General features: G+C 69.1%; 19 protein-coding genes. 10 read left to right on the forward strand and 9 right to left on the reverse strand.

Annotation, left to right across the window (positions count from 1 at the left end; genetic code table 11):
- The first annotated feature begins 5 nt into the window (after positions 1-5).
- Entirely contained in the window at positions 6-1520 is a 1515-nt protein-coding gene (locus tag ACFVVM_RS18555) for a sensor histidine kinase (protein WP_387619492.1), read from the forward strand.
- A 104-nt stretch (positions 1521-1624) separates the two neighbouring features.
- Here the strand turns inward: ACFVVM_RS18555 and ACFVVM_RS18560 are convergent, their stop codons facing one another.
- Positions 1625-1879: a WhiB family transcriptional regulator gene (locus tag ACFVVM_RS18560; protein ID WP_022567051.1), complete on the reverse strand. Its 255-nt coding sequence runs from the start codon at positions 1877-1879 to the stop codon at positions 1625-1627.
- A 253-nt stretch (positions 1880-2132) separates the two neighbouring features.
- Positions 2133-3077: a diacylglycerol/lipid kinase family protein gene (locus ACFVVM_RS18565; protein WP_387620861.1), complete on the reverse strand. Its 945-nt coding sequence runs from the start codon at positions 3075-3077 to the stop codon at positions 2133-2135.
- 147 nt (positions 3078-3224) lie between these two features.
- On the opposite strand from ACFVVM_RS18565, the gene ACFVVM_RS18570 reads away from it, so the two are divergent.
- Positions 3225-3614, forward strand: a complete 390-nt coding sequence (locus ACFVVM_RS18570; protein WP_387620864.1) for a hypothetical protein — start codon at positions 3225-3227, stop codon at positions 3612-3614.
- Here the strand turns inward: ACFVVM_RS18570 and ACFVVM_RS18575 are convergent, their stop codons facing one another.
- From ACFVVM_RS18575 to ACFVVM_RS18590, 4 genes are read right to left on the reverse strand one after another with little or no spacing between them, the layout of a single operon-like run.
- Positions 3615-4292, reverse strand: a complete 678-nt coding sequence (locus ACFVVM_RS18575) for an endonuclease V (protein ID WP_387619495.1) — start codon at positions 4290-4292, stop codon at positions 3615-3617. It lies immediately after the preceding gene.
- Between the two features lie 5 nt (positions 4293-4297).
- Positions 4298-4783: a GNAT family N-acetyltransferase gene (locus tag ACFVVM_RS18580; RefSeq protein ID WP_387619497.1), complete on the reverse strand. Its 486-nt coding sequence runs from the start codon at positions 4781-4783 to the stop codon at positions 4298-4300.
- Complete coding sequence (locus tag ACFVVM_RS18585) at positions 4780-5397, reverse strand: acid phosphatase (protein WP_387619500.1); 618 nt, start codon at positions 5395-5397, stop codon at positions 4780-4782. The genes ACFVVM_RS18580 and ACFVVM_RS18585 overlap by 4 nt, the downstream gene beginning before the upstream one ends.
- Before the next feature lie 27 nt (positions 5398-5424).
- Complete coding sequence (locus ACFVVM_RS18590) at positions 5425-6660, reverse strand: PQQ-binding-like beta-propeller repeat protein (protein ID WP_387619502.1); 1236 nt, start codon at positions 6658-6660, stop codon at positions 5425-5427.
- A 211-nt stretch (positions 6661-6871) separates the two neighbouring features.
- Between ACFVVM_RS18590 and ACFVVM_RS18595 the strand changes: the two genes are divergently transcribed.
- The gene (locus tag ACFVVM_RS18595) at positions 6872-7237 is read left to right on the forward strand and encodes a hypothetical protein (RefSeq protein WP_387619505.1); all 366 of its coding nucleotides are present in this window, start codon (positions 6872-6874) and stop codon (positions 7235-7237) included.
- A gap of 50 nt (positions 7238-7287) precedes the next feature.
- On the opposite strand, the gene ACFVVM_RS18600 is transcribed toward ACFVVM_RS18595, so the two are convergent.
- Both ACFVVM_RS18600 and ACFVVM_RS18605 read right to left on the reverse strand, forming a co-directional pair.
- The gene (locus tag ACFVVM_RS18600) at positions 7288-7977 is read right to left on the reverse strand and encodes a ferritin-like fold-containing protein (RefSeq protein WP_387619508.1); all 690 of its coding nucleotides are present in this window, start codon (positions 7975-7977) and stop codon (positions 7288-7290) included.
- A gap of 28 nt (positions 7978-8005) precedes the next feature.
- Positions 8006-9058: an alpha/beta fold hydrolase gene (locus tag ACFVVM_RS18605; RefSeq protein WP_387619510.1), complete on the reverse strand. Its 1053-nt coding sequence runs from the start codon at positions 9056-9058 to the stop codon at positions 8006-8008.
- Between the two features lie 435 nt (positions 9059-9493).
- Between ACFVVM_RS18605 and ACFVVM_RS18610 the strand changes: the two genes are divergently transcribed.
- The 3 genes from ACFVVM_RS18610 (at position 9494) to ACFVVM_RS18620 (ending at position 13237) form a co-directional block, all read left to right on the forward strand.
- Positions 9494-11227 (forward strand): DEAD/DEAH box helicase, encoded by a 1734-nt coding sequence (locus tag ACFVVM_RS18610; protein ID WP_387619513.1) that lies wholly within the window; start codon positions 9494-9496, stop codon positions 11225-11227.
- Between the two features lie 181 nt (positions 11228-11408).
- On the forward strand, positions 11409-12035 hold the full coding sequence (locus ACFVVM_RS18615) for a hypothetical protein (protein ID WP_387619516.1): 627 nt from the start codon (positions 11409-11411) through the stop codon (positions 12033-12035).
- A complete protein-coding gene (locus ACFVVM_RS18620; protein WP_387619519.1) occupies positions 12032-13237 on the forward strand; it encodes a HipA domain-containing protein in 1206 nt (401 codons plus the stop codon). Before ACFVVM_RS18615 ends, ACFVVM_RS18620 begins: the two co-directional genes overlap by 4 nt.
- Positions 13238-13275: 38 nt before the next feature.
- Here the strand turns inward: ACFVVM_RS18620 and ACFVVM_RS18625 are convergent, their stop codons facing one another.
- Positions 13276-13905 (reverse strand): TetR/AcrR family transcriptional regulator, encoded by a 630-nt coding sequence (locus ACFVVM_RS18625; protein ID WP_387619521.1) that lies wholly within the window; start codon positions 13903-13905, stop codon positions 13276-13278.
- Positions 13906-13998: 93 nt separating this feature from the next.
- Here ACFVVM_RS18625 and ACFVVM_RS18630 point away from each other — a divergent pair, with 93 nt between their 5' ends.
- Genes ACFVVM_RS18630 through ACFVVM_RS18645 form a run of 4 tightly spaced genes read left to right on the forward strand, consistent with a single transcriptional unit; the run spans position 13999 to position 17913 of the window.
- Positions 13999-15045 (forward strand): flavin-containing monooxygenase, encoded by a 1047-nt coding sequence (locus ACFVVM_RS18630; protein ID WP_387619524.1) that lies wholly within the window; start codon positions 13999-14001, stop codon positions 15043-15045.
- A gap of 41 nt (positions 15046-15086) precedes the next feature.
- Positions 15087-16319, forward strand: coding sequence for an NADH:flavin oxidoreductase/NADH oxidase family protein (locus tag ACFVVM_RS18635; protein WP_387619527.1), 1233 nt, complete (start codon positions 15087-15089; stop codon positions 16317-16319).
- A gap of 20 nt (positions 16320-16339) precedes the next feature.
- On the forward strand, positions 16340-17140 hold the full coding sequence (locus ACFVVM_RS18640) for an SDR family NAD(P)-dependent oxidoreductase (RefSeq protein ID WP_387619530.1): 801 nt from the start codon (positions 16340-16342) through the stop codon (positions 17138-17140).
- The gene (locus tag ACFVVM_RS18645) at positions 17140-17913 is read left to right on the forward strand and encodes an acetoacetate decarboxylase family protein (protein ID WP_387619532.1); all 774 of its coding nucleotides are present in this window, start codon (positions 17140-17142) and stop codon (positions 17911-17913) included. The genes ACFVVM_RS18640 and ACFVVM_RS18645 overlap by 1 nt, the downstream gene beginning before the upstream one ends.
- Positions 17914-17943: the final 30 nt, after the last annotated feature.

A 17943-nucleotide genomic window follows, 5' to 3' on the forward strand; every position in this document is an offset into this window, starting at 1 on the left:
CGCTCGTGGCGACACTGAGCGAGCTACTCGCCGAACACACCGACCTTCCCGGCACCGCCGTGGACCACCTGCAACGGGTGGTGGGCGATTGGCAGTTGCTCGCCGATCTCTCCTTCTCCGATCTGCTGCTGTGGGTGGGCGCGGGCCCGGTCGCCGACGGCGCCGACGTGGTCTGCGTCGCCCAGATCCGCCCGACGACCGCGCCCACCGTGCACCTCGACGACAAGGTGGGCTCCACCGCGTCGCGCACGGACTTCCCGCAGGTCTTCGACGCCCTGCTCACCGGAAACACCGTGCGCACCGACACCGAGGTCGAGGTGAGCGCGGTCTACCACCCGAGTCCGGTGCACGCGGTGCGCGAGGCGATCCCGGTGCGCTGCGGGGACGATGTGATCGCCGTGCTCAGCCGCGATTCCGATCTGGCCCGCTCGCGGGTGCGCAGCACACTGGAGACGGCCTATGTCTCCTGCGCCGACGACCTGTGCCAGATGATCGCCGACGGCAGTTTCCCCACCCCGGAGGACCGGGCGGCGACTCATTCCAGCCCGCGCGCGGGCGACGGTTTCATCCGGCTCGACACTGCGGGCCTGGTCGTCTACGCGAGCCCGAACGCCCTGTCGGCCTATCACCGGATGGGCATGCAGGCCGATCTGGTCGGCCAGGATCTCGCGGTGACCACCCGCTCGCTGATCACCGATCCGTTCGACGCCCAGGAGGTGGTGGCCGACATCCAGGCCGCGCTCGCCGGGCGTACCGGCCGTCGGATGGAGGTCGAGGCGCGCGGGGCGACCGTGCTGCTGCGCACCCTGGTGATGCGACCGGGCGGCGAACTGGCCGGACCCGCCGTGCTGGTGCGTGATGTCACCGAGGTGAAGCGGCGCGACCGCGCGCTGCTGAGCAAGGACGCGACGATTCGCGAGATCCACCACCGGGTGAAGAACAATCTGCAGACCGTCGCGGCGCTGCTGCGCCTGCAGGCGCGGCGCACCGAGAACCCGGAAGCCCAAGTGGCGCTGACCGAATCGGTGCGCCGGGTCACCTCGATCGCCTCGGTGCACGAGATGCTGTCGATGTCGGTGGACGAAGAGGTCGACCTCGACGAGGTCGTCGACCGGCTGCTGCCGATCATGGCCGATGTGGCGACGGTGCACACCGCGCGGATCAAGGTCCGCCGGGCCGGCTCGCTCGGGGTGTTCTCCGCCGAACGGGCGACACCGCTGGTGATGGTGCTGACCGAACTGGTGCAGAACGCGATCGAGCACGCCTTCGACGCGGGCCAGAACGGTACCGTGACGATTCGCTCGGAACGATCGGCGCGCTGGCTGGACGTGATCATCAGCGACGACGGCCGCGGGCTGCCCGCCGGCTTCAGTCTGGAGGGCTCCGACCGGCTCGGCCTGCAGATCGTGCGGACCCTGGTGACCTCCGAACTCGGCGGTTCGATCGGCCTGCATCCCGGCGCCGACGTCGGCACCGACGCGGTGCTGCGCGTTCCGCTCGGGCGGCGCGCGGGGCGCTGAGTCACCCCCGGAAAACAACAAACCCGGCACCGTGAGGTGCCGGGTTTTTACTTCATGCGTTACCGGGCCGGGGGCTGGTGGCCCGGCAACGCCACTCCGTCGAACTAGACGGAGGTACGCGTGCGGGTGCGCGCGTTACGCCGCTTGAGCGCGCGACGCTCGTCTTCGCTCATTCCACCCCACACACCGGCATCCTGTCCGGACTTCAGGGCCCACGACAGGCAATCGGCGGTGACGGGGCAGCGGGCGCAGACCAGCTTGGCATCGGCAATCTGCGCGAGCGCAGGACCACTGTTACCCACCGGGAAGAACAGTTCGGGGTCCTCATCGCGACAGATGGCCTTGTGGCGCCAGTCCATTCCTCTGCTCCTTTGCGCGGGCACCCCAAAGGGCGCCTATGGTTTGTGGATCGTTCACTTGTGCGACTCGAATGTTTCCGCACGGTTGCTTGTGAATGCTTTCACGAACACCGTAGATGTCAATAGGTGTCCGGCGCACCGTGGGGAAGCTCACGCTCTAGAGGGCCCCACAGGGGGGACCTGCCCGGTCCTTTGTACTCGCGTCTCCTGGTTTTCGCAGCGCAACCGGGAGATTTTTCTCCGTGTCCGGGAGTCAAGAAGGCTTGGGAGCCACCACATCGAGGACCCGGGGTACCGATGTGAAATGCACCATCTTGCGTTTCCCGATGAAGTCGCCATCGATTTGCAGGCCGATCTCGGAGTCGGTCTCGATCCGCACCGAGGGAACGTCGTCGGCGCGAAAGAGTGCGCCTGACTTGGGGTTTCCATTCTCGGCCAGCAACTGGCGGGCAAGCAGCAGGGTGCGCGTGACACTCATCGACCGCACCGCGAACACCCCGAGCCCGGTTTCGAACGTTGTCGTGGGATTGGTACGAATCGGGCGGTCCTCCAGATAGGTCCACGGACTCGAATTCGTGACGAAGGCGTAATACACCTGCTCGACCGGATCGTGTCCGGCAACCTCGACCGTGGCGCTCGGTTCACGCCGTTTGGCGCGGAAGAACTGGCGCACCGTGGTCCGCAGATAACGCGCGGGCGTGGCTTTGCGGCCCTTTGCCCGGGCGGTGTCGATCGCCTCGCAGACATCGGCGTCGAGGCCGACGCCCGCCGAGAAAGTGAACCACCGATCATCGGCCAGGCCGAGCCCGATCCGGCGATCGGCGTCGCGGCCCAGCAGATCGATGAGCTGATTGGTCGCGGTCACCGGATCGGGGGAGATGCCGAGCGCGCGGGCGAACACATTGGCCGAGCCGCCGGGGATGATGCCGAGCCGGGGCCGCCACACCTGGCCGTCGTCCACCTGCGGCAGCGGCAGGAAACCGTTGATGGTCTCGTTGACCGTCCCGTCGCCGCCGTGCACCACGATCAGGTCCATTTCCTGCGTGGACGCCCACTGGGCCAGTTCGGCCGCATGCCCGCGATGCTGGGTGTGCGCAACGGTCAGCTGCGTTCGGCTCTCCAGCGCGTGCGCGAGCAGATCCCGGGTCGCCGGGGTGGTCGAAGTGGCATTGGGATTGACGATGAGCAGGGTCCGCACACGAGCGAGCCTAATCGGCGCGGACGAACAACCGGTGCGCGCCGGGTGGCGCGCGCCGCATCGTAGGCTGGGCGCGTGACTGAGCACGACGTGACCGATGGTGACCAGCAGGGCAGTGGCGACCAGGGGTCGACCGGCATTCCGACGATGGTGCGGGTGGCCGGTGGGCTGGTCGCGCTGGAGGGGCTGGCCGGGGTGGTCACCGCGATCGTGCTGATCGTGCGGGCGATGAACGGTCACGACCAGTCGGTGGCCAGCGGGGTCGGCACGGCGATCTGGTTCGCGGTGCTCTTCGGCGGTGTGCTCGCGGCCGGGATCGCCCTGTTCACCGGCCGACGGTGGGGGCGGGCCATCGCGGTCATCGCCCAGGTGCTGCTGCTGCCGGTGGTGTGGTCGCTGCTCACCGACTCCCATCAGCCACTGCTGGGCACCCTGCTCGGCATCGTGGTGGTCGGGGCGATCGTGACGCTGTTCGCGCCCGCGTCGAGCCGGTGGATGGCCCAGGACTACGGCGAGCTGCCCGAGGAACCCCGGTAGTCAGGCCGTCGCCGCGCGCAGTGCCGCGCGGCACAGCTGATCGGCCCTGCGGGTGGTCTCGGGCTGCCGGAATCCCTCGGTGAGCGCGAGGACCTGCGCGCAGGCGGTGTCGAGGTCGATGAGGTGGCCGACCGAGACGAACAGCGGCTTCACTTCGTCACGGGTGCGTAGCGCGCGACCGACCACCTCACCGTCGATGGTGACGTCGGTGGCGTCACCGCGGCGTGGCCCCGGCTCGGGGTATTCGCCCCAGACCGATTTGGCGACACCGATGGTGGGAATCGCGGTGAGCACCCCGATATGGCAGGCCAGCCCGAATCGGCGCGGGTGCGCGCGGCCCTGTGCGTCGCACACGAGCAGATCCGGTGTGCGAGTGAGCTTTTCCAATGCGGCTACCGTCGCGGGCAGTTCCCGGAAAGCGAGCAGTCCCGGCACATAGGGAAATGTCGAAATCCCGTGTGCGACCGCCGATTCGACGGTTTCCATGGTGGCCATATCGACAATTACCGCGGCGGTCGCGACGGTGCCGTCCTCGGCATAGGCCGAATCAATTCCGGCGGCGGTGTGGAATTGCGGCGGCGCCGGGTTTTCCGCGCGCACCAGCGGCCGCAGTTCGTCCTGCAACGCGGTGGCTTCGGCGGGTGTACTCGGCCACTCGCGCGGTAATGCGATATGCATATGACTCAGTTCGCGGCCGCGGCGAGCGCGGCCAGTTCGGCACCGGCGAGCCGATAGCCGATCCACTCGTCCTGCGGTGCGGCGCCGAGGGATTCGTAGAACGCGATGGACGGGGTGTTCCAGGTGAGCACCGACCACGACACCCTGCTGTAGCCGTGCTCCACCGCCTCGGCGGCCAGCGCCGCGATCAGGGCCCGCCCGAGGCCGCTGCCGCGGGTCTCCGGCCGCACATACAGGTCCTCCAGGTAGATCCCGTGCACGCCGTCCCAGGTGGAGTAGTTCAGGAACCAGATCGCGCAGCCGACCACGACCCCGTCGCGCTCGGCGACATGGGCGAACAGCGCGGGCGCCGGACCGAACAGCGCCGCGCGCAGCTGCGCGTCGGTGAGGGTGCACTCGTCGGGTGCCTTCTCGTACTCGGCCAGGTCGTGTACGAGCCCGACCATCGCGGGGACGTCGGCGGGTACGGCACGGCGCACGAACGCGCTCATCGGGTGGCTCCTTCGGTCGGTTCGGTGCGGACGGTCAGATTGTGGGCCCAGATGGTGCGCGCGTCGTGGTCGAAGCCGAGCACGCTGACCGCGCCGGTCGACATCGCGAACCGGCGGCCCTCGCGCACCCCGAACTCGGCCCAGCGCGCGATCAGCACCCGGGAGAAGTGCCCGTGGCCGACGAGCACCACATCACGCTCGGGCAGCACCGGTTCGGCCCGGGCCAGCACCCGATCGGCCCGCGCGCCCACCTGCTCGGCCGTCTCGCCGCCGGGCACCGGTGCGGTCCACACGGTCCAGCCGGGGACGGTCTCGCGGATCTGCGCGGTGGTGATGCCCTCGTAGTCGCCGTAGTCCCACTCGATCAGGTCCGCATCGACCTCGGCGTGCGGCAGCCCGGCCAGGTCCGCGGTCGTGCGCGCCCGCAGCCGCGGGCTGGTGAACACCAGCGGATCGCGCAGCTCGAGCGATTTCAGGACCAGCCCGGCCGAACGCGCCTGGGCCTCGCCGAGCTCGGTCAGTGGCAGATCGGTGTGGCTGGTGTGCCGTCGCTGACTGGACCAGGTGGTTTCCCCGTGGCGCAGCAGGACCAGTCGGGCGTCGGGTGTGGACATGGCTCCATCATGGCAGGCGCCGCGCGCTCAGCCGAGCGCGTACAGCTGTCCACCGCGCCGTTCGAACACCGTGTCGCCGAGCACGGCGGTGCCGATGACGTCGCCCTGATAGTCACTGCGCTGGACCGGGATCCGGGCGACGGTGCTGCCGTCGGTGGTGTCGAGTGCGAGCTGTCCGTCGGCGACCGGGACGAGCAGCCTGCCCGCCATCAGCGCCGGCGTACCGAGGACATCGGGCACGGTCCACGCCGGTTGCAAGGTGTTCGGGCTCAAGGCGATCAGGCTGTCGCCGGTGAAGATGTAGATCGCCGTGCCGAGCCGGGCGACGGTGGCGCGCTCGCTCCACGGCGCGTCCAGCGGGTGCGTCGCGATCTCGTTGCCGGTGCCGTCGTGCACGGCCAGCCGGGCGGGCAGCCCGAGGCCCGTCGCGGTCGGTTCGGTGGGCGGGTAGTAGACGGCGGTCTTGTTCTCCGACACCGCGACCACGCGCAGCTCGGGGGAATCGGCGCCGGGCGCGGTGAGCACGCGGGAGCCGTGTTCCTCGGGGTGGGTCGCTTCCTTCGGCGCCGGATTCAGCACGGTGAGGCGGTCGGTGGTGTCGCCGGGGCAGCGTTCGAGCACGGACAGGCGGGTGGAACTGGACGCGGCCGAGCGCAGCGCGCAGTCCGCGCGCGGCTGGGTGTTCGGGTTCACCGGGGCGTCGACATAGCCGTACTCCAGGGTGCGCACCAGGTCCGAGCGCCACATCTCCAGCCGGTCGGGGCCGAGGGCGAGCAGGTAGGTGCCGTCGCCGGTGAGGCGGATGGCGTCGTCCATGTAGCTGCTGCGCGCGACGCGGCGCTCGCCGGTATCGCCTTCGAGCATGGTGGTCTGACTGCATCCGCGCTGATCACGGTAGGTGGCGATGACGGTGCCGAACTGCGACTCCACCCCGCACAGCGGCATGTCACGGTGATACCACCACCGCTGCTCGCCGGTGCGCGGATCCCGCCCGCTCACGGTGCCCGCGTCACCGGTGACCACCACATTGCCCGCGGTGAGCGCCCGCCCGCTCGACGCGTCGGGCGCGTGCCACAGTTCCCGCAGTTCGGCGGGCAGCTGGGTGGCCGCGGTGACGGTCGGGGCGGGGGAGTCCGCGGTGACCGACTCGGTCCCGGTGGCATCGGCGCGCGCCCACACCACGATCGCCGCCACCACGAGGGCGACGGCGATCGCTACAGCGGCCAAGATGTCGGCGCGCGTTCGCCGCTCCGGTGCAAGCACGATTGGCAGTGTAATCGGAGCGCCGAACGGGGGATCCGAGGCGCCGCGCTCCGGCGCTTCATCGAACGTTCACGAATTGCTCGATTGTCCCGCGTTACAAAGTCTTTCATGCTGTAATCCGTACAGGTCGGATGACCATTATGTTCGTCCGGCTGTTTCTGCACAGCTGGTCCGTGCCGCAGGGTGACGGGCCGATCAAGGGGTTGATCACATGACCACACGTAGGTTCGGATATGCCGCCGCGCTCACCGCGGGAATCGCCATGACGCTGGTAGTCGGAGCACCGGCCTCCGCCGCTCCGGGACTGGCCGCGGGCAGCGCCTCCGCCGCCGCGGGCAGCGCGGAACTGGGCGCGGGCAGCGCTTCGACGGGCGCCCTGCTCGGCGCACTCGGTTCCGGCAGCTCGGCCGCGAGCTACTTCGCGGGCCTGGTCTTCCCCGGCGTCGGGAGCTTGTTGAGCGTGCTCGGCACCGGCAGCAGCATCGCGGGCTCGACGGCCAAGTACTCCGGGAGCGCGGCGGGCTCGGCCGCCGACGCCGCCGGTGAGGCCGCCTCGGGCAGCGCCGACGGCAACTGAGAATCCGGGTGCGACCGTGCCGCGTGCGCGGTCGCGCCCGCTCGGGAAATCTAGAGTCCGAGTTCGGCCATGCGGGCGGCGTGGCGCTCCTGCATCCGGTCGAACAGGGTCGCGATGCCGTTGAGATCGCCGGTCGCGGCCAGCACCAGTTCGGCCAGTTCGTCGCGCTGGGCCATCACGTACTGCGCCTGGGTGATCGCCTCGCCGAGCAGCCTGCGTCCCCACAGGGTGAGGCGGTCGCGCTCGGCGCGACTGGCCGCCACCGCGCTGCGCACCTCGTCGACCACGAACTGCGAGTGCCCGGTCTCGGCGAGAACCTCGCGCACGACCTCGGCGACCTCGGCGGGCAGCACCCCGACGATCTCGGAGTAGAAGTCGGCGGCCAGGCCGTCACCGACGTAGAACTTCACCATCGACTCGAGCCAGGTCGAGGGGTCGGTGGAGGCGTGATAGGAGTCCAGCGCGCCCTGATACTGCGCCATCGACGCCTCGGCATCGGCACCGCGCGCGGTCAGCGCCGCCTCCAGCGTCTCGAAGTGCGCCAGCTCCGCCGCGGCCATCTTGGCCACCGCCACCCGCCCGCGCAGCGAGGGCGCCAGCTTGGCCTCCTCGGCGAGCCGATAGAACGCCGACACCTCGCCGTAGGCGATGACCGCGAACAGTTCGGTCACCCCCGGGTGATCGGCGGCAAGCTGTTCACTCGAGACAAGATCCGGCCCGGCAGAGGTCTGTGCTCCCATGGCTACCAACCTTAGTCCCGTGCGCCGATCAATCGCGTTCGGCCAGGAACTTGTCGAGGTAGGTCCAGGTGGTGTCGCGGGCGTCGGGGCCGGCGAGAATGCCGAGGTGGCTGCCGGGGGCGATCTCGTAGGTGACCGAGGGGGAGCCGGTGAGGGTGCGCAGGCCCGCCTCGACGGCGGACTTGGGGGTGATCACGTCGACGGTGCCGCCGACCAGCAGGACCGGCACGCGCACGTCGGCGAGTTCGATCGTGCGGTCGCGCAGCTCGATCCTGCCCTTGCCGATGTCGTTGGCGAGCATGAACCGGCCCCAGAGCTGGCCGTAGAAACGGCCGGGGTAGCCGGGCATGGCGGCCTGGAAGCGGTCGATCGCCTCCATCTTGGCCAGCGTGTCGGTCTTGGCGAGATTGGTCGCCACGAACAGCGGGCGCGCCAGTTCGCGGTCGATCGCGGCGAGGCGGTAGCCGATCCGGGTCAGCGAGGCGGGGATGCCGCCCGCGGCCCGCACGGCCATCGTGGTCGCCAGGCCGCCGGTCAGGCTCGCGACCGCGCGCAGCTGCGGGACGCCGAGCATCTTGTCGTAGTCGAGCGGGGCGCCGACGCCGGTCACCGAGCGGATCGGCAGTTCGGGATTCGCGGCGGCGGTGAGCAGGGCGAACACGCCGCCGATCGACCAGCCGACCAGGTCGACGGGCGCGCCGCCGCGATCGGCGCTGGCCCGCAGGACCGCCTCGGGCAGGATGTCGGTGACCCAGTCCTCGAAACCCATCCGGCGGTCCGCGAACGAGATGTCGCCGTAGTCGACCAGGTACGGCGCCCGACCCGACCGCACCAGGTGCCGGGCCAGGCTCTGGTCGGGACGCAGATCGAAACAGGTGGCGGGCGCGGCCAGCGGCGGCACCAGCAGGACCGCGGAATCCGTTGTGGCAGCGGATGTTTCGGTGTGGTAGCGACGCAGCAGTCGGTGCGGCTCGTCCCACAGCACGGTCGAGGGCGTCGGGTCGACGGGCTCGATGCCGTCGCCGAAGCTCAGCGCCCACGCGTTGCGCGCGGCAGTGGTGACGGTCTCGGTAATGCTCACGTCATGAATGTCTCACACCCGGTACCGCCGGTTCCAAGTGAGCTCGATTACACCGCCGGACACGCGCGGAATTCGGTATCGCCGAATTGCACTGCGACACACCATCGGTGCGGGTGACGGCGCTGGTCGGACCCGATTTCGGGCAGCGTCACGCCGCGCGGAAATTCGGATTGCGCACATTATCACGCTACAATCACCGTGGACAACGCTAGTTTCGTCGCCCCGGTACCCCGGTGGACGCGACACTCCACCGGGTGCACAGCGCGGGCGGACGGCGGCGTTGACCAGGAAAATGTGCGCGCACCGAATCCGCATCACCGATGTGCCGCGCCGATGACGCAGTCCGCGATCGGCGAGGGCCCGGTGGGTATCACAGGCGGATATGTGGTCGTCGCGGGCCGACCGGCCCGCCCCACCTCGTGCGTGCGAGATGCAATGACGAGGAAGGCACGAACCCTGAGCAAGATCACTGTCGAACAGGAACCCGGCTTGACCGACACCCTCCTGACGGCCGAACTGGACAACACCCACATCCCGCCGAGTTTCGCCGAATTGGGCGTGCGCGAAGAAATCGTGCGCGCGCTCGGCGAGATCGGGATCGAACGCACCTTCGCGATTCAGGAACTGACCCTGCCGCTGGCACTGGCCGGCGACGATCTCATCGGCCAGGCCCGCACCGGCATGGGCAAGACCTTCGGTTTCGGCGTGCCGCTGCTGCACCGCATCGCCACCGCCGACACCGGAACCACCCCGCTCGACGGCACCCCGCGCGCCCTGGTCATCGTGCCGACGCGCGAGCTGTGCATCCAGGTCACCAAGGACCTGGAGAACGCGAGCAAGTACCTGACCAACCACCAGGGTTCGCTGAAGGTCACCGCCATCTACGGCGGCCGCCCCTACGACACCCAGATCGCCGCCCTGCGCGACGGCGTCGACGTGGTCGTCGGCACCCCGGGCCGGCTGCTGGATCTGGCCAACCAGAACCACCTCATCCTCGGCAAGATCGGCGTGCTGGTCCTCGACGAGGCCGACGAGATGCTCGACCTGGGCTTCCTGCCCGATATCGAGCGCATCCTGTCGATGGTCCCCGACGCCCGCCAGACCATGCTGTTCTCGGCGACCATGCCCGGCCCGATCATCACCCTGGCCCGCACCTTCCTGACCAAGCCGACGCACATCCGCGCCGAGCTGGCCAACGATTCCGCGGTGCACGACCGCACCGAGCAGTTCGTCTACCGCGCGCACGCGATGGACAAGGCCGAACTGGTCGCGCGCGTGCTGCAGGCCGAGTCCCGCGGCGCGACGATGATCTTCACCCGCACCAAGCGCACCGCGCAGAAGGTGGCCGACGATCTCGCCGAGCGTGGCTTCAATGTCGGCGCCGTGCACGGTGACCTCGGCCAGATCGCCCGTGAGAAGGCGCTGACCAAGTTCCGCAAGGGCGCGATCGACGTGCTCGTGGCCACCGATGTCGCCGCGCGCGGTATCGACATCGACGACGTCACCCACGTCATCAACTACCAGTGCCCCGAGGACGAGAAGACCTACGTGCACCGGATCGGCCGTACCGGCCGCGCGGGCCGCACCGGTGTCGCGATCACCCTCATCGATTGGGACGAGCTGCACCGCTGGGAGTCGATCAACAAGGCGCTCGGCCTGAACATGTCCGACCCCGCCGAGACCTACTCGCGCTCCCCGCACCTCTACGCCGACCTCGGCATCCCCGAGGGCGTCACCGGCGTGATCCGCAAGCCCAAGCCCGCCCGCGAAGAGGGCGACGTGGTCGAGGAGCGCGCCGAGCGCCCCAAGTCGACCCGCAGCCGTCGCCGCACCCGCGGTGGGAAGGCCGACCAGCCCGCCGAGAACGGCGGCACGTCCGCCGAGAACGGCAGTGCGGCCACCGAGGCGAGCGGCGACTCCGACCAGGCCGAGGGCGCCGAGGGTGACAAGCCCGCCCGCCGCAGGCGCCGTCGTCGCCGTTCGGGTGAGGCGGGCGAGGCGAGCACCGAGTCGAACGCCACCGACTCCGGCACGTCGTCCGACGAGGCCCCGGCCGACACCGTGAACGCCGATGACACGTCCGCCGAAGCCAAGCCCGCCCGTCGCAGGCGCCGCCGCAAGCCCGCCGAAGCCACGGCGAACGACGCGGCGGTCACCGTAGACGCATAGGCCCGCCCCGAAACTCCAACGCTGAACGTGCACCATCGCTCCGAACGGTCTTGATCCACGACCGTTTCCGGCGAAAGTGCACGTTCAGCGTTGTTTTGTATCCGGCGGGTCGGCCTGAGCGCCGCAAGGCCGAGCCGAGCTTGCGGAAGATCCTCGCACGCTGAATCGGTATAGTTGTGTCATGAATGTCGCCGACTATGCGGACCTCGCGGGGCTGTCGCCTCGGCGAGTGCGAGCCCTGGTGCGCGCGGGCGCGATACCGGCTCGCAAAGTCGACGGCCGATGGGTGGTCGACGCACCTCGACCACTTCGGCGAGCGGCGCGGCGTCCACTGTCGGAGACCTCGCGCCGCGCGCTCGTCGGCGCATTGCACTCCAAGTCTTTGGACGGACTGAGCGGTCAATTGCGCGCGCGTACCGCCGAGCGACTGAGGCTGCTGCGCACGGCGGAGGATCCGGCCGAACTGCTGGTCGATTGGTGGGCCGGGCAGGCGCCGACCCACCTGGACGGTGGATCCAACCTGGTCGTGCACGCGATCGCGGGAAACTCCGCGCGCGTCCGGGAGGTGCTGCACCGCCCGAGGCGGGCGTACCTGCGCTATCGGTCGTCACTGGCGCGGGTGGTCCGGGACGAACGAGCGGTGCAGGGGCTGACGCGTGACGACTTGGCCGAACACGCCGGTGTGGACCGCGAACTCGTCGCCATGATCGAGCGCGAGGCCGCTACGAACGATATCGGCGGTATACGAAAGATCCTGCGGGTCTTGAGCGTCGAACCCACTGCCCTCCCTGCGATGGACCTTCGATGATCAAGGTCCTCTACGCGTGGTTGGAGGGCCGACACGCCGGCGTGTTCACCCGGGGTACCTCCGCGCTGATCAGATTCGACTACAGCGAGCACGCCCCGGCCACACCCATCTCGCTGTCGTTGCCGCGAGATGGTGGCGCGTCCCGCCGAGCCGCCGCGAACTTTCTGGACAACCTGTTGCCGGACAACGCCGCCGCACGAGATCAGATGGCGTCGGTGTACGGGGCCGAGTCCACCGATACCTTCGACCTGCTGGCCCGAGCAGGTGGCGATGTCGCAGGCGGATTGGTTCTCACCGCGCGGGAAGAACCTCCCACCGCCGGCCCGTTGCTGCTCGATCCGGCCGGCGACGAGGACATCGCTGCCCGCATCGCGGCGGTGAAGCGGATGCCGGACCAGTGGGTGGACGCGGCGACCCCGGCGAGATTCTCGTTGGCGGGCACCCAGGGAAAGTTCGCCATCGCTGAGATCGGCGGTGAATGGTATTGGTCGAATGCCACAGTCCCGTCGACACATATCGTCAAACCGGCGAGGCAGGATGTGCCGGGCCTGGAAGACGTGGAAGCGATGGCGATGACGCTGGCGTCCATGGTCGGCGTCGCGGCGCCGAGCGCACGGGTGCTCCGGGTACAGGATCAGACCGCCTACCTGGTCGAGCGATTCGATCGTGTGCGGACTGGGCAGGTCGCGGTGCGCCTGCACGCTGAGGACATCGCTCAGGCAATCGGCAAAAGGCCGGACGAGAAATATGATGTTTCGGCACAACAGGTGATCCGACTTCTTCGCGAGCAGATCTCCGACGAGATCACGTACGCCTTTGTGCGACAACTCGCGATCAATGTGTTCCTGGGCAATGCCGACGCACACGCGAAGAACTACTCACTGCTGTTGCGCCCCGACGACATCGCTCTCTCGCCCATATACGACGTCGTGCCCGTCGGCCTGTACCCGGAGTTCGACCAGAAGCTGGCCATGCGCGTCGGTGGTGCCCGTCGAGCAGCGGAAGTGACTCCAGCGCACTGGCGCAAACTGGCCCGGACCTCTGGTCTGTCGGAGGCTCGAGTCGACGAGATGGTGACAACGCTGGCCCATTCCCTGCGGGAAGCTGTCGAGACGTTCGCAACCAGCTCGACCGTCCCAGAAGTGGCCCGCAGCCGTGCTCTCGTCGTCAGGAATACCGAGCCTTTCACCGTGCCCGAGTGAGGATTCAGCTCGCGCCTGTGCGACGGGATGCTGTGCGGTCATCGTGTGAAGGCGGGGAGGGCTGCCACGACGGTGCGGGCGAAGGTCAGTACTCGTTGGGGCGGGAAGGTTTCGGGTTCGGCGAGGACGAGGCGGCCGTTGTCCCAGAACAGGGAGTGCAGGGCCCGCGCGCAGAGTTCGACGTCTACCTCGGTGCGGCGCTCCGCGGTGAGCGAGGCGGCGACGAACTCCTCGAAGGTCAGGATCAGTGCCTGACGCCCGCGGTCGACTCGGCGGCGGAACGCCGGCGTGCTGCTGTCGACCAGGGTGAACACCGCGCGCCAGCGCTCCGGTGCGGACTGTACGGCGTCGAGGAAGTTGCCCAGTGCGGTGAGGACGGCGTCGACGGGGTCCTCGGTGTCGAGGCGTGGGATGGCGTCGGACACCTGTTGTAGTGCGGCGGCTTCCTCGCGGTCGAGTGAGGCGCGCAGCAGCTGTTCGGAATCGTCGAACAGGCCGTAGACGACGGGTCTGCTGACGCCGGCCGTCCGCGCGACGGTGTCGATGGACACCTTGTGCGCCCCCTGCTCGACGATCACCCGCAGCACCGCGTCCAGCAGCTGCTCGCGGCGCTGTTCCGGCGCCATCCGCGGGGCGTAGGCCGTTCTCGCCCGCCGTGTCACACCCATACCGCTCCTCCGCCCGACCTTGACAACACTCTCGGTCCGGAAAATACTACACTCACTGTAGCTACAGTATGTGTAGCTTTGAAGGAGGATGCGATGACGCATCGGTACTGCATCATCGGGGCCGGATACACCGGCCTCGCCGTGGCGAAGGCATACACCGATCTCGGCCTGGACTACGACCAGCTCGAGGCCACCGACGCGATCGGCGGTAACTGGTCGCACGGCGTCTACGACTCGACGCACCTGATCAGCTCGAAGGACGTCACCGAATACGCCGACCACCCGATGCCCGCCGACTACCCCGACTTCCCCAGCGCCGCGCAGATGCGCGACTACACCGGTGTCGTGGTAGCCAACGGCCACTGCTGGGACACCCACATCCCGACCTATCCGGGCGAGTACACCGGCAAGCAGATTCATTCCAAGGACTACCGACGCCCCGCCGACCTCGCCGGTGAGCGAGTCCTGGTCGTCGGAGCGGGCAACTCCGGCTGCGATCTGGCCGTCGAGGCGGCGCTCACCTTCGGTACCGCCGAGCTGTCGCTGCGCCGGGCGTACTGGTTCATCCCGAAGTACGTGTTCGGCATTCCGTCCTCGCGCTTCGACGTCGGCTCGGTGCCGATTCCGAAAGTCCTGCAGGAGACGGCGTTCCGGTCGATCGTGGCACTCGGCATGGGCAGCTTCGGGCTGGACAAGCCGCGCCACCGCATCTTCGATCAGGACCTGGTCGTCAACCAGCAGCTGCCGTACTTCCTCAAGCACGGCCAGCCCCGCCTGATCGCGCACACCTTCGCGCCGGGCCTGGCGAATCTGTACTTCGCCGGTCTGGTCGCCCCGCGCTCGGGCGCGGGGGCGCTGCTCACCAACGCCTCGCGACTGCTGGCCGAGGCGGCGCTGGTCCAGCAGCGGATCAACCGACCCGTCAGCGAGTTGTCGGCGTTGGTGACCGAACCCTCGGCCCAGATCCTCGCCGGTGGCCCCGAGCTGCGCTGGGAGATCCTGCGCGGCCGATTCCTCGTCGACGCGCTGGCCAAGGCCACCACCGTGACCGAACTGTTCACCGACCGGCCCACCCCACCGCTGCGGCCACCGGCCGCCCTGCGCCCGATCCTGTCCGCCATCCGCCGCGCCGTCGCCTGACCGTGAGATCTCGACCACCGCACCGAATACGGGAGAACCGCATGCCATCCACCACCGTGACCCTGGGCACCCCGCTGACGCTGCCGTGCGGCGTCACCGTGCCCAACCGCATCGCCAAGGCCGCGATGAGCGAGCAGCTCGGCACCATCGCGGGCGCGCCCTCGCCCATCCTGATCCGCCTCTACAGCGCCTGGGGGCGCGGCGGCGCGGGTATCCTGATCACCGGAAACGTGATGGTCGACCGCCGCGCCTATGTGGAGCCGCGCAATGTCACCCTCGAAGATGACCGCCATCTCGAAGAGTTCGGCAACTGGGCCCGCGCGGGTGCGCGTGACGGCTCGGTGATGGTCATGCAGATCAACCATCCCGGTCGCGTCCCGGTGGGTCCGCTGTATCGGCGCCCGGTCGGCCCGTCGGCGCTGCGGCCCTCGGTCCCCGGCTACAACCTGCGCAAACCCCGCGCGCTGAGCGCCGACGACATCGCCGACCTGCGGGCGCGCTACGCCCGAACCGCCGAACTCGCCGTGGCGGCGGGATTCGCGGGCGTGCAGATCCACGCGGCGCACGGATACCTGCTGTCGCAGTTCCTGTCTCCGGTCGCCAACCAACGCACCGACACCTACGGCGGCAACGCGCGGAACCGTCGACGACTGTTGCTCGAGATCGTCGCCGACGTGCGCGCCGCGATCGGCCCGAAGGCGGTCGTCGCGGTCAAGCTGAACTCGGCCGATTTCCAGCGGGGCGGGCTCGACGTCGAGGAGTCGCTCGAGGTCGCGGTCGAGCTGGAGCGTGCCGGGATCGACCTGCTCGAGGTGTCCGGCGGCAACTACGAGGCACCGGCGATGACCGGCGTGGTGTCCGACGAGACCCGCGTCCGCGAGGCCTACTTCCTCGACTACGCCCTGCGGCTGCGCGAGCGCGCGACCGTGCCGATCATGCTCACCGGCGGCATCCGCACCGCCGACTTCATGGCCGAGACACTGGGCGCGGGCTCGATCGACATCGTCGGCCTGGCCCGCCCGTTCGCCGTGCGCCCCGACATCGGCCACCGCCTGCTCAGTGGAGTGGACGAACCGGCGACGTTGCCCAGCGCGCCGCGCCTGCCCGCCTGGCGCGGTATGGCACCGGTCAACTCCTATCTCGAATTGGCTTGGCACGCACAGAACTTCCGCGCCATCGCCGCGGGAGCTGAATCGGTGACCGGACCCGGCGCCGCCCGCACCCTGCTCGCCGCGGGCCTCAGCGTGAGCGCGCACGCGCTCACTCAACCGTGACGTCGAAGGAGAACAGACCCATGTCCCTACCCACTCCCGTCACCGGCAGCCGTGCCGTGGTCACCGGCGCGTCCTCGGGGATCGGCGCCGCCCTCGCCGAAGGTCTTGCCCGGCGCGGACATTCGCTGATCCTGGTGGCGCGGCGCAAGGACCGCTTGGACGCACTCGCCGAGCGGTTGCGTCGTGCGCACGGCATCGAGGTCGAGGTGCGTGCCGTCGACCTGGCCGATCGCGAGGCTCGGGCGACACTGTGCGAGGAACTGTCCACCCGCACCCTCACCGTGCTGTGCAACAACGCCGGATACGCCACCTACGGCGACCTGGCCGACGCCGACGCCGAGCGGGAACGACGCCAGGTCGAACTGAATTGTGTTGCCGTGCACGACCTCACGCTGGCCGTCCTCCCCGGCATGCTGTCACGCGCCAGCGGCGCGATCCTGATCACCGGCTCCACCGCGGGCAACCAGCCCGGCCCACGCAACACCACCTACGCCGCCACCAAGGCCTTCGCCAACACCCTCGCCGAGTCCCTGCACGGGGAGCTGACCGGCACCGGCGTGGTGTGCACCCTGCTCGCCCCCGGCCCCGTCCGCACCGAATACGGCGAGGCCGCCGGGGTGTCCAACCTGGACGAGCTGGTGCCTGCTCCGCTGTGGGTCAGCGCCGAGGACGCCGCCGAGGCGGCACTCAACGGCCTGGCAGCCGGGCGCCGACGCGTGGTGCCCGGGGCGTTCGCCAAGGTGCAGACCGTCGGCGGCCAGTACACCCCGCGTGGGCTGGTCGGCCCGATCATGCGCATGGTCTACGGACGGCTGCGCTGATGAAGTGGGAATCCGCTGTCCGCACCGCGGGCCGATCACTCGGCGGTGACCTGAGCCGCCTGCGCGCCCTCGGCGATCCACGCAAGAGTCTCTACCGCGACGCCTACTACTTCACCGCCACCGTCGAACTCGACCCCGACGCGATGAAACAGTGGCTGCCCGCCGGAGTACGCCTCACCAAAGAGCCACGCGCGGAACTGTTCACCGCGTTCTTCCCCGACTGCAACTATGGCTCGGTGTATCACGAGGCCGGCCTGTTCGTGCACATCGACACCATCCAGGGCACCGGAATCCATTGCCCCTGGATGATTCTCGACGACGACGTGGCCCTCATCATGGGCCGCGAACTGCTCGGCTATCCGAAGAAGCTCGGCGAGATCGACTGGCAGCTCGACGATTCCGAGATCCACGCCACCGCCGAACGCCGCGGCACCAAGCTGATCGAGATGCGCGGACGCCTCGGCGAAATCATCACGAACCCCCCACCGATCCTGGCCCGCCCACACCGCAACGTCGCCGGCCTGACCGGCATCTTCCCCGCCTTCCTACTCGCCTTCACCCCGCGTGAAGAGGTGATCGAAGTCCGCCGAATCGAGGATTTCCACCTCGACCTCGCCGGGTCGGAACGAGACCCCCTCGACCAGATGGGCATCGGCCACGTCCTCGACGCCCGCCTACACCGCGTGAACCTCTACGCAGGCACCCCACCCCTACCCATCCGCCCCTACACCCCACTGTTCACTGCCACCCGCCTCCGACCCCGCACCCTGTGAGGATTCGGTCGGTGCGCTACGCCGGCGACC

The sequence above is a fragment of the Nocardia sp. NPDC058176 genome, from assembly GCF_042883805.1.
Lineage (GTDB): Bacteria > Actinomycetota > Actinomycetes > Mycobacteriales > Mycobacteriaceae > Nocardia.